At 49.5% G+C, this 14143-nt stretch carries 13 protein-coding genes; all 13 read right to left on the reverse strand.

Annotated elements, in window-relative coordinates:
* Nucleotides 1-6: 6 nt before the first annotated feature.
* From Q5741_RS05230 to fliM, 13 genes are read right to left on the reverse strand one after another with little or no spacing between them, the layout of a single operon-like run.
* Nucleotides 7-2103, reverse strand: a complete 2097-nt coding sequence (locus Q5741_RS05230) for a chemotaxis protein CheA (protein WP_305023009.1) — start codon at nt 2101-2103, stop codon at nt 7-9.
* A 33-nt stretch (nt 2104-2136) separates the two neighbouring features.
* A complete protein-coding gene (locus Q5741_RS05235; protein WP_305023010.1) occupies nt 2137-3639 on the reverse strand; it encodes a chemotaxis protein CheB in 1503 nt (500 codons plus the stop codon).
* A gap of 29 nt (nt 3640-3668) precedes the next feature.
* Complete coding sequence (locus Q5741_RS05240; RefSeq protein ID WP_305023011.1) at nt 3669-4556, reverse strand: MinD/ParA family protein; 888 nt, start codon at nt 4554-4556, stop codon at nt 3669-3671.
* Nucleotides 4553-5914 (reverse strand): flagellar biosynthesis protein FlhF, encoded by a 1362-nt coding sequence (gene flhF, locus Q5741_RS05245; protein WP_305023012.1) that lies wholly within the window; start codon nt 5912-5914, stop codon nt 4553-4555. Before flhF ends, Q5741_RS05240 begins: the two co-directional genes overlap by 4 nt.
* Complete coding sequence (gene flhA / locus Q5741_RS05250) at nt 5911-7944, reverse strand: flagellar biosynthesis protein FlhA (RefSeq protein ID WP_305023013.1); 2034 nt, start codon at nt 7942-7944, stop codon at nt 5911-5913. Before flhA ends, flhF begins: the two co-directional genes overlap by 4 nt.
* A gap of 27 nt (nt 7945-7971) precedes the next feature.
* Complete coding sequence (gene flhB / locus Q5741_RS05255) at nt 7972-9057, reverse strand: flagellar biosynthesis protein FlhB (protein WP_305023014.1); 1086 nt, start codon at nt 9055-9057, stop codon at nt 7972-7974.
* A gap of 22 nt (nt 9058-9079) precedes the next feature.
* The gene (fliR, locus tag Q5741_RS05260) at nt 9080-9865 is read right to left on the reverse strand and encodes a flagellar biosynthetic protein FliR (protein WP_305023015.1); all 786 of its coding nucleotides are present in this window, start codon (nt 9863-9865) and stop codon (nt 9080-9082) included.
* Nucleotides 9866-9871: 6 nt separating this feature from the next.
* On the reverse strand, nt 9872-10141 hold the full coding sequence (gene fliQ, locus Q5741_RS05265; protein WP_305023016.1) for a flagellar biosynthesis protein FliQ: 270 nt from the start codon (nt 10139-10141) through the stop codon (nt 9872-9874).
* A gap of 25 nt (nt 10142-10166) precedes the next feature.
* Nucleotides 10167-10922, reverse strand: a complete 756-nt coding sequence (fliP, locus tag Q5741_RS05270; protein WP_305023017.1) for a flagellar type III secretion system pore protein FliP — start codon at nt 10920-10922, stop codon at nt 10167-10169.
* Nucleotides 10919-11425, reverse strand: a complete 507-nt coding sequence (locus Q5741_RS05275) for a flagellar biosynthetic protein FliO (protein WP_305023018.1) — start codon at nt 11423-11425, stop codon at nt 10919-10921. Before Q5741_RS05275 ends, fliP begins: the two co-directional genes overlap by 4 nt.
* Nucleotides 11426-11469: 44 nt before the next feature.
* Nucleotides 11470-11835 carry a response regulator gene (locus tag Q5741_RS05280; RefSeq protein WP_305023019.1) on the reverse strand — a complete coding sequence of 122 codons (366 nt, stop codon included), beginning with the start codon at nt 11833-11835 and terminating at the stop codon, nt 11470-11472.
* 28 nt (nt 11836-11863) lie between these two features.
* On the reverse strand, nt 11864-13132 hold the full coding sequence (fliY, locus tag Q5741_RS05285; RefSeq protein ID WP_305023020.1) for a flagellar motor switch phosphatase FliY: 1269 nt from the start codon (nt 13130-13132) through the stop codon (nt 11864-11866).
* On the reverse strand, nt 13122-14120 hold the full coding sequence (gene fliM / locus Q5741_RS05290; RefSeq protein ID WP_305023336.1) for a flagellar motor switch protein FliM: 999 nt from the start codon (nt 14118-14120) through the stop codon (nt 13122-13124). Before fliM ends, fliY begins: the two co-directional genes overlap by 11 nt.
* Nucleotides 14121-14143: the final 23 nt, after the last annotated feature.

The following is a 14143-nucleotide window of genomic DNA, read 5'->3' on the forward strand; positions in this document are numbered from 1 at the left end:
TGCTGCCTATTTAATGAACACGTTTGGATCAAGAATGAGCGCTACCTGTCCGTCACCAAGAATTGTCGCACCTGACACGCCCTGAATGGCTGGCAGATATTTGCCCAGGTTTTTGATAACAATTTCGCTTTGGCCCAGGAAGTCCTGCACTGCAATCGCGGCCAGACGGTCGCCTTTGCGGATTACGACAATTTCCGTCTCATCTTCCTCTTCCTCGTTGAAATCAGGCACTTCAAAGACCCGGCTCAAAGAGATCAGCGGAATATGGAATTCACGGAAAGGAACCATTTTACTGCTGTGAACAGTCTTGATCTGTTCTTTTCTGACGATGCCGGTTTCTACGATGGAGGACAGTGGAATCGCATATTTCTCCGATCCGACCTGAATCATCATGGCGGCAATAATGGACAGGGTCAGCGGCAGCTGTACCGAGAAGTTGGTGCCTTTGCCTGGCGTGGAGTAAATGGTGACGTTACCGCCAAGGGAAGTGATTTTGGATTTAACCACATCAAGACCCACACCGCGTCCGGAAATATCCGAAATCTTCTCCGCTGTACTGAAGCCCGGGGCAAAGAGCAGCTGATATGCCTGATCATCGGTCATAGCCGCAGCCTGATCTTCGGTCACAACACCTTTTTTAATGGCACTCTGCAGCACCTTATCCCGATAAATTCCGCGGCCGTCGTCTTCAATCTCAATAAAGACGTGGTTACCGCTGTGGAAGGCGCGCAGGTGCACAGTCCCTGTCTCCGGCTTGCCAGCTTCAATACGGTCTGCAACCGGTTCAACACCATGGTCAACAGAGTTGCGCAGCAGATGGACCAGCGGATCGCCAATCTCGTCAATGACGGTACGGTCGAGCTCGGTTTCAGCACCGGTAATGACCAGATCAAGCTTTTTATCAAGCGATTTGGCTAAGTCACGGATCATTCGAGGGAAACGGTTAAACACCGTATCTACAGGTACCATTCGCAGCTTCAAAACAATGTTTTGCAGATCGGAGCTGACACGGCTCATATGTTCTACGGTCTCTGTCAACGCTGTATTGCCAACCTCGCTGGCCAGCTGCTCGAGACGCACCCGGTCAATCAACAGCTCGCTGAACAGATTCATCAGAACGTCCAGGCGTTCAATATCAACACGGATTGTACGCGACGGCGTTGCACCGCCGGCTGCCGGTTTTGCTGGTGTTTTGGCTGCTGCAGGTGTTTTGGCTGCTTCAGGAGCAGCTGGGTTGGACGCTGCTGGAGCTGCTGGTTCGGCCTGTGGCTGTGCTTCCGGTTGAGCAGGAGCTTCAACTGCTGCTGCGCTCTGCTGAACCATTTGTTGAAGCGATTCCTGATCCAGTTGAACTACTTTGGCTTCAGCAATTTCGGAAATACCGAGGATGGCGGCCTGAAGTTCCACGGATTCCTTTTGAGAGATAAAGTAGAGAGAGAATGAACGCTCAAATTTGTCCTGCTCGATGTCCTGGGCCGATGGATAAGATTTAACAATCTCGCCGGAGCGCTCCAGCAAATCAAATACCATATAGGCACGTACCGCTTTAAGCTGACAGTCGGGCGCAATGGTTACCTCAATATAGTGAACCAAATGGCCTTCCTGAATGGATTGCTCCAGAACAGAGAATTGGAACTGATCGAGCTCAAGCCCTGCCTGAACATTACTCTGTGTGCCAGCTGCCGCAGCCTGAGGAGCTTCCGGTGCGGAAGCGGAAGGGATTTCACCCCGGACGATAGCCTGGAGTGAAGCGACGATGGACGATACATCCGCTTTGCCTTCTCCGCCAGCTGTAATGTCCTGAACCATGGATTCGAGAGCATCCAGACTTTTAAATAACGTATCAAATATAAATTCCTGCATTACCAGCTTCTCGTTACGCACCAGATCAAGCACGTTCTCCATCTGGTGAGTCAGTGAAGCCAAATCTTCAAAGCCCATCGTGGCAGCCATCCCTTTTAGGGTATGCGCGGATCGGAAAATAACCTGGACAATGCTAATGTCCGTAGGGTTGCTCTCCAGTTGCAGCATATTTTCGTTCAGTGACTGCAGATGATCATTCGACTCATCAATAAACATGGATAAATATTGATTCATGTCCATTGTGAGACACCTCCTCCATGAGTTACACTCCGTTTATTTCACCACTTGTACAAGCTTGGGGGCGATCTCCTGCAAAGGCAAAAGGTATCGCACACAATTCAGTTCGACCGCCGATCTTGGCATGCCGTAGACGACACAGGTATCTTCACTTTCAGCAAAAGTGGAAGTAACCCCTTCGTCATACAATTTTTTCATCATTTTGGCACCATCGCTGCCCATTCCAGTCAGCAGAACCAAATGACGTTCCAGCGATGTCAACGGCATCAAGGATTCGAACATCGTGTCCACAGACGGCCGGTGACCGTTACGCGGCTCTTCATTGCTGAGGTTGAAAACATACCGTCCGCCGGAGAACAGCACCTTCAGCTGAAGTCCGCCCGGCGCTATGTATGCGGTACCTGCTTCGAGCGCCATGCCGTCTGCTGCCTCCAGGACACGCAGCGGGCTAATGGAGTTCAAACGCTGGGCCAGGGAATGGGTAAAATTAGGAGGCATATGCTGCACAATGACTACTGGAGCCGAGATATGCGCAGGGATATGTTCCAGCAGCGTCTTCAGCGCCCGTGGTCCACCGGTTGAGCATCCAACAGCAACCAGCTTCGTAAAAGAAGTCGAACCCGCCGATTTAACTGGACTGGGTTCCCGGCCGGCCGGAACAGCATGAGCCGAAGCTGAAGATGGTATCGTCCTCGCTGCCTGCCCCTTCTCATTCCGGGCTGCTGCCGACGGCTGCCCGGCAGATTTAAAGGTCTTGCTATAAGCAGGCGGCTCTTTGACCGGCCTTGCCGGTTCGGTTGGCAGCGACCGCTTCACAGCAGGACGAGCTGCTGCTGAAGATGAATTCGTGAGCGGCTTCGAACCTTCCGGGCGCATCGAAGGCTGTACGAAGGGCTTGCTCTCAGCCGGTTTGGATGCTTTCACCCCGCCGTCAGGCTTGTCCTCCGCACGGACAGTGCGAGAAGCAGCCGCCGGCTGGTCCGCTGCAGGCTCTTCCCGCTGTGAATTACGATCCGCGGAGTCAGCCAGCCGTTCATTTCGGGGAGTGATGGTCTCCTTGGGCTGCTGCTCCGCAGCTTCAGCCACAGCATTCACCGACTGCTGCTCTTCAGCGAGCTTCCGTTCCTTCAGCCTCTTTACGCTGTGCATGGCGGTGTTCATTTTCTCCAGCAGAGCGGCCCCTACCTGTTCAATATCCTGTGAATTGACCAGGGAAGGCTTCTTGATAAAGTCAAAGGCACCTGCTTCGAGCGCCATGATGGTCTCTTTGATCCCCTGTTCATTGATTCCTGACAGCATAATGACAGGCAGCGGCTTGGTCCCCATAATGATCGTCAAGGCTTCCAGCCCGTTCATCTCAGGCATTTCAAAATCCATCGTCACCAGATCCGGATGAAGCTCCTCCATTTTCTGAAGCGCCTCTTTACCGTTGCCTGCTGTCCCTATAACTTTAAAGGACGGATCTTTTTCAATTAAATCAGAAATAATTTTTCGCATAAAAGCGGAGTCGTCAACGACCAATACTTTAAAATCCGCCATGATCATGCACCTCAGTTTCCTTTACAGAATCATTTTGCTGTCCTTTTCATCCACTTCTGCATAAATCCTTTGATTCCTGTCAAGGCTCCCCGCCCTGTTTCTGCAGGGATTGAAGCATATTGGCCGGCCATTCTGCGGAGATCACGGGCAGCCTGACTTCCGGGAAAGGCTAATGAAAAAGGAGTTTGTTTCTTAACTGCCTGCACCACATGCCGGTCATCGCTCATATATCCCAGCATCGGGATGTCCAACTGCAAGAAACGGCGGGTCGTCAGCTGAATACTGTTTGCTACATGAGTCGCTTCCGCTTCATTCTCCACCCGGTTTACAATCAATTTGAACTTCGTGTCGTTGTCCGTACCATGTACTACCTTGATCAGCGCATAAGCATCAGTCATGGATGTAGGTTCCGGGGTCGTCACGACGAGGCACTCATCTGCAGACATAATGAATTTCATATTTTCCTTGGACAGACCAGCGCCTGTGTCAAAAAAGATGTAATCCATATCCCCAGAAATCTCATTCACCTGATCCGCAAAATAATTCAGATCTTCTTCTGACAATCGGAAGAGTTCTGCCATCCCGGACCCTCCTGCTATATAAGGCAGCGCCCCGGCTCCCTTCTGCACGATCTCTGAAATGGTTTTCTCACGACGCAGGAGATGGATCAGATTGTAAGGCGCACTGGTTCCCATAAGAACGTCAATGTTGGCCATCCCGATATCCGCATCGAATACCAGGACTCTGCGCCCGAGTGACTGCAAGGCCAGAGCAAAATTCAGAGTAAAGTTGGACTTGCCCACGCCGCCCTTGCCGCTGGCCACTGTAACAATTTTGGCTGCATGTGATCCGGAAGGCTTGGCCTGCTGATGAATCGCTGAAACGATCTGTCTTAATGTCTGGGCCTGATCACTCATGCCGAATCTCCAAGAAGCCAGTCAGCCAGAAGCTGGGCATCCGGAATCAGCAGATCATCCGGCACGTTCTGGCCGTTAGTCATATAAGAAACGGCTAGAGGATACTCCTCCAGCAGGTTGAACAGCGCCCCGCAGCTGCCGGTTTCGTCCATTTTGGTGAAAATGACCTGGGTCAGTCCATACTTGCTGAAATGCTCTGTGATCGTCTTCATGTCTCTGGCTTTGGATGTCAGGCTCAGCACAAGGAAAGTCTCGCTCTTCTCGACAGGTGCTAATAGACTCTGCAGTTCCGATACGAGCAGCTCATTCCGGTAATTACGTCCGGCCGTATCCATTAAAATCAGGTCACAATCGGCCAGTCGCTGCATGGCCCGCTGAAGATCTCCAGGCGACTGCACAACCTCCAGCGGCACATTCAGAATGGAGGCATAGGTCCGCAGCTGCTCCACTGCTGATATACGGTAGGTATCAGAGGTGATAAAACCGACTTTGCGCCGGTTGCTGAACATTTGCTCTGCCGCCAATTTCGCAATTGTCGTGGTTTTGCCCACCCCTGTAGGCCCTGCGACATAGACTACTCGCGTATCACGGCTGATTCCGCTGCCCATGCGCCCTGACAAAAACTCAAGCACCTGCTCCCTTAGTGCATCCTTCCACATGGAATCCTTTACTTCATTGCCGGTTTCAGCAATTCGTTCCTGAGCACCATCTATCCAGTGAGCCGCCAAACCTGGGGAAACCTCCTGATCCAGAAGCCGGTCAAGTACCCGCTGAAGAGATTCAGGCAATGCCGGTTCCTGTACAGCCTGTCTCGACATCCTTGCCATCATGGCCTTCATTTCTCTTATTTCGTTCAAAAGGTGGCTGTCGTTAGCAGATTCCTGCGATTGAAGGATCGGACCTGATGCTGCAGCGGCTTCACGATAACGCTCCATAGAACCGTCCATTTTCGCAGCAGGCACCTTCTCTTCTTGGAAAGGAATAAGCTGTTCTGGCTCTGCCGGCTGATCCGGAGCTTTACCGGATAGCAGGTCCTGGGTACGCCGATAGGCTTCAGGCGCAGCCTTTCTCGGCATCTGGGGCAAAGAAGGTCGATCAGCAGCCGGTTCAGGCATTTTAACAGCCTCATTATTTATATCGGTCGGAAGTACTAATTTTGTTCGTGGTTGCGAGGCAGGTTCAATGTTTTCTTTCTCAACAGCCGCAATAACCTCAATCCGCCGCTTTCGGAACAGGCCCATGAATCCGCCGACTTTCATTTCTTTGGTACTCAGGATGACAGCATCCTTGCCCAGATCACCGCGGATTTGATGCATGGCCTCCGGCATCGTTTCGACAATATAGCGTTTTACTCTCACAGATTCACCACCCCGACACTTTGAATTTCCACGTTAGGTTCAAGCTCACTGTAAGACAGGACCGGAATGTCCTGCATCGTCCGTTCGATCACCTGGCGGAGGTACATGCGAATTGTCGGAGATGTCAGCACGATCGGCTGCTGTCCAGACTGGATCAAACGGTTGATCTGCTCCATGAGCTTCTGATATACGGTTTGAGTAGATACCGGATCAAGAGCCAGGTAGCTTCCCTGGTCCGACTGCTGAACACTCTCTGCAATTTTCTTCTCCAGCGCCGGGCCTACCGTAATTACCTGCAGCGTCTCTCCCTTATTGGAGAATTGCTGCGTAATCTGACGGGACAGCGACTGCCGTACATATTCGGTCAGAATATCCGGGTCTTTCGTATAAGTACCATAGTCAGCTAACGTTTCAAAAATGGTAACCATGTCACGGATCGAAATTTTCTCCCTCAGCAAATTGGCAAGCACTTTCTGTACGTCACCAATGGCAAGAACCGAAGGAATAAGCTCGTCCACCAGAACTGGATAGTTTTCCTTAAGGTTATCCACCAGTGCCTTGGTCTCTTGTCTGCCCAGCAATTCGTGAGCATGTTTCTTGATCAGCTCTGTCAGATGCGTGGCGACGACAGAGGGAGGATCAACCACCGTGTATCCTGACAGCTCGGCCAGATCCTTGGAACTTTCATCAATCCACAGAGCGGGAAGGCCAAACGCCGGTTCCATCGTTTCAATACCGGTTATGGAATCGTCATCATAACCCGGGCTCATCGCAAGATAATGATTCAAAAGCAGCTCGCCGCCGCCTACATTGTTGCCCTTGATCTTGATCACGTACTCATTCGGCTTCAATTGAATGTTATCCCGAATCCGGATAACCGGTACAACCAGTCCCAGTTCGAGTGCACATTGACGGCGAATCATAATAATCCGGTCCAGCAGGTCACCGCCCTGCTGGGTATCTGCAAGCGGGATCAGGCCATAACCGAATTCGAACTCAATCGGATCAACCTGCAGCAGATTGATTACGCTCTCCGGACTGCGCACCTCCTCAATCTGCTGTTCTTCCTCAAGCTGCTCATCTTCAATCTGCTTGTTGTTCAGATTACGCTGCATTCTTCTCGCAGCAATGAACAGAAGTATGGCTAGAGGAAGCGTCGTCAACGGACCGATCGGTGTGAATAGACCCAGAAGCGTTATCGTAACGGAAACGATGTAGATCAGCTTAGGATAAGAGAACAGCTGGGACGTCAAGTCAGAAGCGAGATTGCCTTCCGATGAAGCTCTGGTGACGATCAGACCAGCCGCCGTGGAGATCAGCAGTGCCGGAATCTGGCTGACGAGACCATCACCAATCGTCAAGATGGAATACGTCGATAAGGAATCCTGAAAGCTGTATCCATGCACGGTCATCCCTATAATAAAACCACCGATAAGGTTAATTAAGAGGATAATGATGCTGGCAATAGCATCACCTTTTACAAATTTACTCGCACCGTCCATCGCGCCGTAGAAATCGGCTTCCTGTTCGATTTTACTGCGCCGTTCTTTGGCCTGCTGTTCATTAATCAGACCGGCATTCAGATCAGCATCAATACTCATCTGTTTACCGGGCATGGCATCGAGTGTAAAGCGTGCGCCTACTTCTGCCACCCGTTCAGAACCCTTGGTAATAACGATAAACTGCACAACAACCAGAATAAGAAAGACCACAAATCCGACAGCAATCTGTCCGCCGGCCACCCAGCTGCCGAAGGTCGCAACGACCTTACCCGCATGGCCTTGACCCAGAATGAGCTTGGTTGTCGATACATTCAGTGCCAGCCGGAATAAGGTTGTTATCAGCAGCAGCGCTGGAAATATCGAAAACTGGAGTGCTTCTTTTGTATTCATGGCAACGAGCAGAATCATCATTGCAATGGAGATGTTGATAACTAGCAGGACATCAAGCAGCCATTCCGGGATCGGAAGGATCATCATCAGCACGATGCCGATAATTCCTGCAAGTACGGTAATATCTTTAATCTTCAATGGACTCCTGGCCTCCGATCCCTTTTGTTATTTCACTTTGCCTTTGAGCTTATATACATAAGCCAGCACTTCTGCGACGGCCTGGAACAAATCCGGCGGGATGGAATCCCCGATTTCAGCCCTTTGGAACAACGCGCGTGCCAGCGGCTTATTTTCCATCGTTATGACGCCATTCTGCTTGGCGATTTCCTTAATTCGCAGGGCCACAAAATCTTGACCCTTCGCAATAATCTGCGGCGCTTCCATCTTGCTGTTGTCATATTTGAGTGCAACCGCAAAGTGAGTCGGGTTCGTGATAATAACGTCGGCCTTGGGCACTTCCTGCATCATTCTCTGCATGGCCATGCGGCGCTGACGCTCACGGATCTTACCTTTAATGAGGGGATCGCCCTCCATCTTCTTATATTCATCTTTGATGTCCTGTTTGGACATGCGGAGATTTTTTTCATGTTCAAAACGTTGATACATGTAATCCAGTACTGCGAGCACAAGCAGCGCAGCTGCAATTTTAACGCCCAGGCTTATGGTTAAGCCCGCTGTATAGCTCATGATCTGGTCACCTGTCATCTCAGAAAGCCTCGCTAGATTGCCGCGTGCCCCCCACAGCGTGGAGTATACCAGGTAGCCAATGATCGTCATTTTAAAAATGGACTTCAAAAATTCAACCAGCGATCTCATCGAGAAAATATTTTTAAATCCCTTGATCGGGTTAATCTTGCTGAATTTGGGCTTCAGACCCTCGCCTACCAGAAGAAATCCAACCTGCATATAATTGGTTACGATGGCGATAAGAAATGCCCCTGCAAAAACCGGTGCCAGCAGGAGAAGAATGTTGATGACGTAATCCCTGAGCATGGTCAGCACATTGTAGGGCGTCACATCCATCGTCAGCCTGTTGATAAAAATATCTGTAAACAGACGGACTATGTGTTCTTTGTAATATCCGCCAAACATCAGAAGACAGAGAAGAGCAACCAGGAGAACGGCCGCGCCGGGAAATTCCGCGCTTTTGGCGATCTGTCCTTTTTTACGCGCATCCTGCCGTTTCTTAGGTGTTGCCTTCTCTGTCTTCTCGCCGGCGAAAAGCTGCAAATTGATTGAATATTTGTACATATATGCTGGACCTCCCATGCTGCTACCGCCGATGACCGATAATCCCCAGCAGATCCTGCATCGATTGGAACATGATGGCGAACAGCCGTTCAAAAATATAAGCAAAGCTTGGGAACAGCAGCATCAGCATGGCCAGTCCCACAATAATTTTGAGCGGTACACCGATAACAAAAATATTAAACTGCGGAGCGGTCTTAGCCAGAAAGCCAAGGCCTACATCTGTCAAAAACATCGCAACCACAATGGGTGCCGACATCTGGAAAGCGAGCATAAATGAATCGGCAAAGGTGCGGATCAGAAAACTGGAAATACTGCCGCCATACAACTTTGTAAAAAAGTCGTTCTGAAGCGGTACCCAGTCGTAGCTGTACACAATTGCGTCCAGCAGATAATGATGCCCGTTCATCGTCAGGAAGAGCAGAATCGCAATGGCGAACTTGAAATTACCTGTCACTGGAACAGAAGCGCCTGTCATCGGGTCATACACGGTCGCCATAGCAAATCCTACCTGAAAATCAATGAGTGCCCCCGCTGTCTGGATGGCCGTGAATATCAGATATGCCACAAAACCGAGCAGCAGTCCAATCAGCACCTCTCTGGCCACCAGAAGAACATAACTGACGTCTGTAGGAACTTTCTGATTGATGCCATAGATTAAGGTGATCATGATCGACAGCATAGCCGAGATGCCCACTTTGAAAATATTCGGGACACCCCTTGTTGAAAAAATCGGCGCAACTACAAAAAACGATGTAATTCGACAAAAAATCAGCAAAAAAACAGGGAAGTTCTGTAAAACTATATTCATAGGCCGCTAACCTATATATCTGTACAGATTGTTCAAGATGTTATAGGTGAAGTCGACCAGTGTCGTCAAAATCCATGGTCCGAACAAGAGTACCGCCAACAGTACCGCTACAATCTTTGGCACGAAGGCCAGGGTCTGTTCCTGAATTTGAGTTGTTGCCTGGAAGATACTGATGATCAAACCGACAACCAATCCCAAAATCAGCATTGGCGCACTGACGATCAGTGTGGTGTACACGGCTCGTCCGGCCAGCGCAATAACGAATTCTGATGTCATGCCGCCCTCCTCATCTTCCCATTCGTCAAGTATTAAAACTCAGCAGCAGTGATTTCACAACCAGATACCATCCATCCACCAGTACAAACAGGAGAATTTTGAACGGTAACGATATCATGACAGGCGGCAGCATCATCATCCCCATGGCCATGAGCGTACTGGCTACAACCATGTCAATAATTAAAAAAGGGATAAAGATCATAAAACCCATTTGAAAGGCCGTTTTCAGTTCACTGATGGCAAAAGCAGGCACCATGACAGTCAAAGGGATATCCTGATAAGTTTTAGGCTTTTCTTCCTTCGTATACTTCATAAAAAGGAGCAGGTCTTTTTCCCTGGTCTGGGCAAACATAAATTTTTTAATTGGCTCCGATGCTTTATTCAAAGCCTGTGTCTGGGTGAGATCCCCTTTGAGATAAGGCTGCAGGGCAACCTGATTGACCTGCGAAATCGTTGGGGACATTACGAACAAAGTCAAAAACAGCGCCAGACCGACCAGCACCTGGTTGGGCGGCATCTGCTGCGTTCCCAGAGAGGTCCGGATAAATCCCAGTACAATAACAATCCTTGTAAAACTGGTCATCAGTACCAGCAGAGCTGGAGCAATGCTGATGACTGTAATCAATAAAATAATGGATAGTGATGTCGTACTTGGCTGCCCACCATCCGAGTTCCCAACATTTATGTCAATGTTGGGGATCGGATCCGCAAATGCTGCCGTCATCGACAGCATACTGAGCAAGGCCAGCAGCAAGCAGGCTGTAATGATCTTTTTTTTCATGAATCCCTCGACCGATCCGTAGTATTGTCTTCCTTCCGCAGCTGCTCCAGTTTCTCTCTCCGGTCTGGCATCCTTTTCAGCTTCGATTCGAACATTTCGTGGAAAGACGAGCTGTCTTCAAGCTCTATGTCCTGAGCCGGCTGCTCCTTGCGGAGCCTGGAAGCCAGCTTGGCGACCAAAGGCGGCAATGCACCACGCTGTGAGGCTGCCTCCTGTTCCAGAAGGGAAACAATGAGCTGCACTTCTTCAGGATCAGACACTTTATCAACCAGGTTAATGTCTTCCCCTACCCCTACCAGATAGATGCTGCTGCCAATTTCAATAATCTGAAGCGATTTATTCGGTCCTAGACCCACGCCTCCAAGAATGCGGACAGACCGGTTACTGAACCAGGAGTTATTCTTGCGGCTTAGAAATCGAATCAAATAAACGATGAGTACAATAATAACAGCCAGGACGATAATGACGGTGATGATGTTCCAGACGATACTTGACGTATCCATAGCTCCTGGCTGACCAAGCGAATCACCATTTGTGGGCATCTGCTTTAGTTACCGAGCGTTTTGTTAATCGCTTCGATTACACGGTCAGATTGGAATGGTTTTACGATAAAGTCTTTAGCGCCCGCCTGAATGGCGTCAATAACCATCGCTTGTTGTCCCATCGCAGAACACATAATTACTTTCGCATTCGCATCCAGCTTCTTGATTTCTTTCAGGGCGGCAATACCGTCCATCTCTGGCATTGTGATGTCCATGGTAACCAGATCCGGGCGAAGCTCTTTAAACTTCTCGATAGCCTGTGCACCATCGGATGCCTCGCCTACTACTTCAAATCCGTTTTTGGACAAAATGTCCCGAATCATCATTCTCATAAATGCTGCGTCGTCTACAATCAAAATTCGGTTTGCCATTAGAATTAAATCCTCCCTGAATATGTGCTTATTGTATTTTTTGAATTCGGTCCCATTGGCTGACGATATCCGTCACACGAACCCCGAAGTTCTCGTCAATAACGACCACTTCGCCTTTGGCAATCAGCTTGTTATTGACCAGTATATCGACAGGTTCACCTGCAAGCTTGTCCAGCTCGATAATCGAACCTTGAGAAAGTTCCAGGATATCCTTAATTTGCTTCTGGGTCCTTCCTAATTCTACGGTGACTTTGAGTGGAATGTCCATTAATAAATTCAAATTATTTTCGTCCATCTGACCGAATGCATTAGATTGAAGATTAGCAAACTGAACAGGCTGAACATTGACATTCCGGTTAGGCATTGAACCGTAGTGCTGCGGGGCTCCATAAGGTGCCTGAGGTGGCATTCCAGCGTAAGCTCCAGGCATCGGCGGCTGCTGATACATCGGCTGCTCATACATTGGCTGCTGCATCGGCGGCTGCTGGTACATCGGCTGTTCCTGAACCGGCTGCTGTGGAGCTTGCGGTGCCTGAGCTGGAGCTTGCTGCACTGGCGGCTGAGCCGGAGCTTCCACCGCTGCTGCCGTCTCGCTGGCAGCAGGTTCATCAGTACCATGTATCAGCATACGAACCATTTCCTTCGCGAAGTCAACCGGAAGGAGCTGCATGATTGTGGAGTCGATCAGATCTCCGATAATCAGCCGGAATGAAATCCGGATCAGCGTCTCATCTTCAGGAAGACTGGATACCCCATCCCCTGTTGCGGGATCAAGAATATCGATACCCGGCGGAGAAATATTAACAAACCGGTTAAAGATCGTCGACATGGAAGTCGCTGATGAACCCATCATCTGGTTCATTGCTTCCTGTACCGCGCTGATATGAATCTCGTTCAGCTCCGCATCCTCCGGATTTCCTTCCCCGCCCAGCATCAGATCTGCAATGACCTGAGCGTCTCTTGTTTTGATAACCAAAGAGTTAATGCCCTGGAATCCATCCACATAGTTGACGTGAACTGCAACATGAGGTTTAGGAAATGTAGACTCAAATTCAGTTCGGTTAATAATGGATACTTTTGGTGTGGTAATGTCAACTTTTTTGCCCAGCAGTGTGGAAAGTGCCGTAGCTGCACTACCGAAAGTGATATTTCCGATCTCACCCAGTGCATCCTGCTCCAGTGGAGTCAGAAAATCGTCCACGGACAAGCCTGCAGCCGGTGTGTCACTGGAAGAAACCTCTGACTGCTTCAGCAGGGCATCAATCTCTTCCTGTGATAAATAATCTTTACTCGTCAAATTCCTCAACTCCTTCACTGACAATTTCGTCAATTTGCACAGCTACACGGTCTTTAATCGTACCCGGACTGCCTATAAATTTCAGCTTTTCGCCTATTTTGATCGATAATCCGTTGTTAACCGGCTTGTTTAATGAGATGACATCGCCCACCTGAAGTCCCAGAAATTCAGCAATGGATAACTGGGAGTCGCCTAATTCGGCTACGATCGGAAGCTCAGCCTTATTGACACGCTGACGCAGGGCATCAAGCTCTTCGGGTGCTCTCATTTTCTTCTCAGAAACGAACCACTGGTGGGTCGACAGCCTTGCCATAATAGGCTCCAGCACCACGTGCGGAATACATAAGTTGATCATGCCTGTGGTATCCCCGATCTTAGTACTCAAGGATATCAGGGCGATGGTTTCATTCGGTGACACAATCTGCATGAACTGCGGGTTGGTCTCCATGGCCTCAAGTCGAGGAGAAATATCAAGCACGGTTTTCCAGGCCTCTTGAAGACTATCAAAAGCTCTGCTGAAAATACGCTCCATAATTGTCGTCTCAATCTCCGTAAGAGAATTGATCTTCGCAGGTGCGTTACCGGTTCCGCCCAGCATACGGTCAAGCATCGCATATGCCACATTCGGATGAACCTCCAGCACCATTCTGCCTTCCAGCGGTTCCGCCTCAAATATATTGAGAATCGTCATTTTCGGGATCGAACGGATGAATTCATCATATGGAAGCTGCTCGACCTGAACAACACTGATTTGTACGAATGTTCTAAGCTGTGCTGAAAAATAAGTAGTTAGAAAACGCGCAAAATTCTCGTGAATTCGTGTCAGGCTTCGGATATGATCTTTGGAAAAACGGACTGCTCTTTTGAAATCATAGGCCCTGATTTTCTTCTGTGTTTCCTCTTTCTTCAACTCCTCGGCATCCATCTCGCCGGAAGACAGCGCAGCTAGCAGCGCATCAATCTCATTCTGTGATAATACATCCACTATATTTCTCACCCCCTTGCAGGCTT

The sequence above is a fragment of the Paenibacillus lacisoli genome, assembly GCF_030580655.1.
Classification (GTDB): domain Bacteria; phylum Bacillota; class Bacilli; order Paenibacillales; family Paenibacillaceae; genus Paenibacillus; species Paenibacillus lacisoli.

Coding starts and splice junctions, on each gene's coding strand:
- fliP (WP_305023017.1), bottom strand. CDS start 10,922: ATGAAAAAAAAGATCATTACAGCCTGCTTGCTGCTGGCCTTGCTCAGT.
- fliR (WP_305023015.1), bottom strand. CDS start 9,865: ATGAATATAGTTTTACAGAACTTCCCTGTTTTTTTGCTGATTTTTTGT.
- Q5741_RS05275 (WP_305023018.1), bottom strand. CDS start 11,425: ATGGATACGTCAAGTATCGTCTGGAACATCATCACCGTCATTATCGTC.
- Q5741_RS05235 (WP_305023010.1), bottom strand. CDS start 3,639: ATGGCGGATTTTAAAGTATTGGTCGTTGACGACTCCGCTTTTATGCGA.
- fliQ (WP_305023016.1), bottom strand. CDS start 10,141: ATGACATCAGAATTCGTTATTGCGCTGGCCGGACGAGCCGTGTACACC.
- Q5741_RS05240 (WP_305023011.1), bottom strand. CDS start 4,556: ATGAGTGATCAGGCCCAGACATTAAGACAGATCGTTTCAGCGATTCAT.
- Q5741_RS05280 (WP_305023019.1), bottom strand. CDS start 11,835: ATGGCAAACCGAATTTTGATTGTAGACGACGCAGCATTTATGAGAATG.
- Q5741_RS05230 (WP_305023009.1), bottom strand. CDS start 2,103: ATGGACATGAATCAATATTTATCCATGTTTATTGATGAGTCGAATGAT.
- flhB (WP_305023014.1), bottom strand. CDS start 9,057: ATGTACAAATATTCAATCAATTTGCAGCTTTTCGCCGGCGAGAAGACA.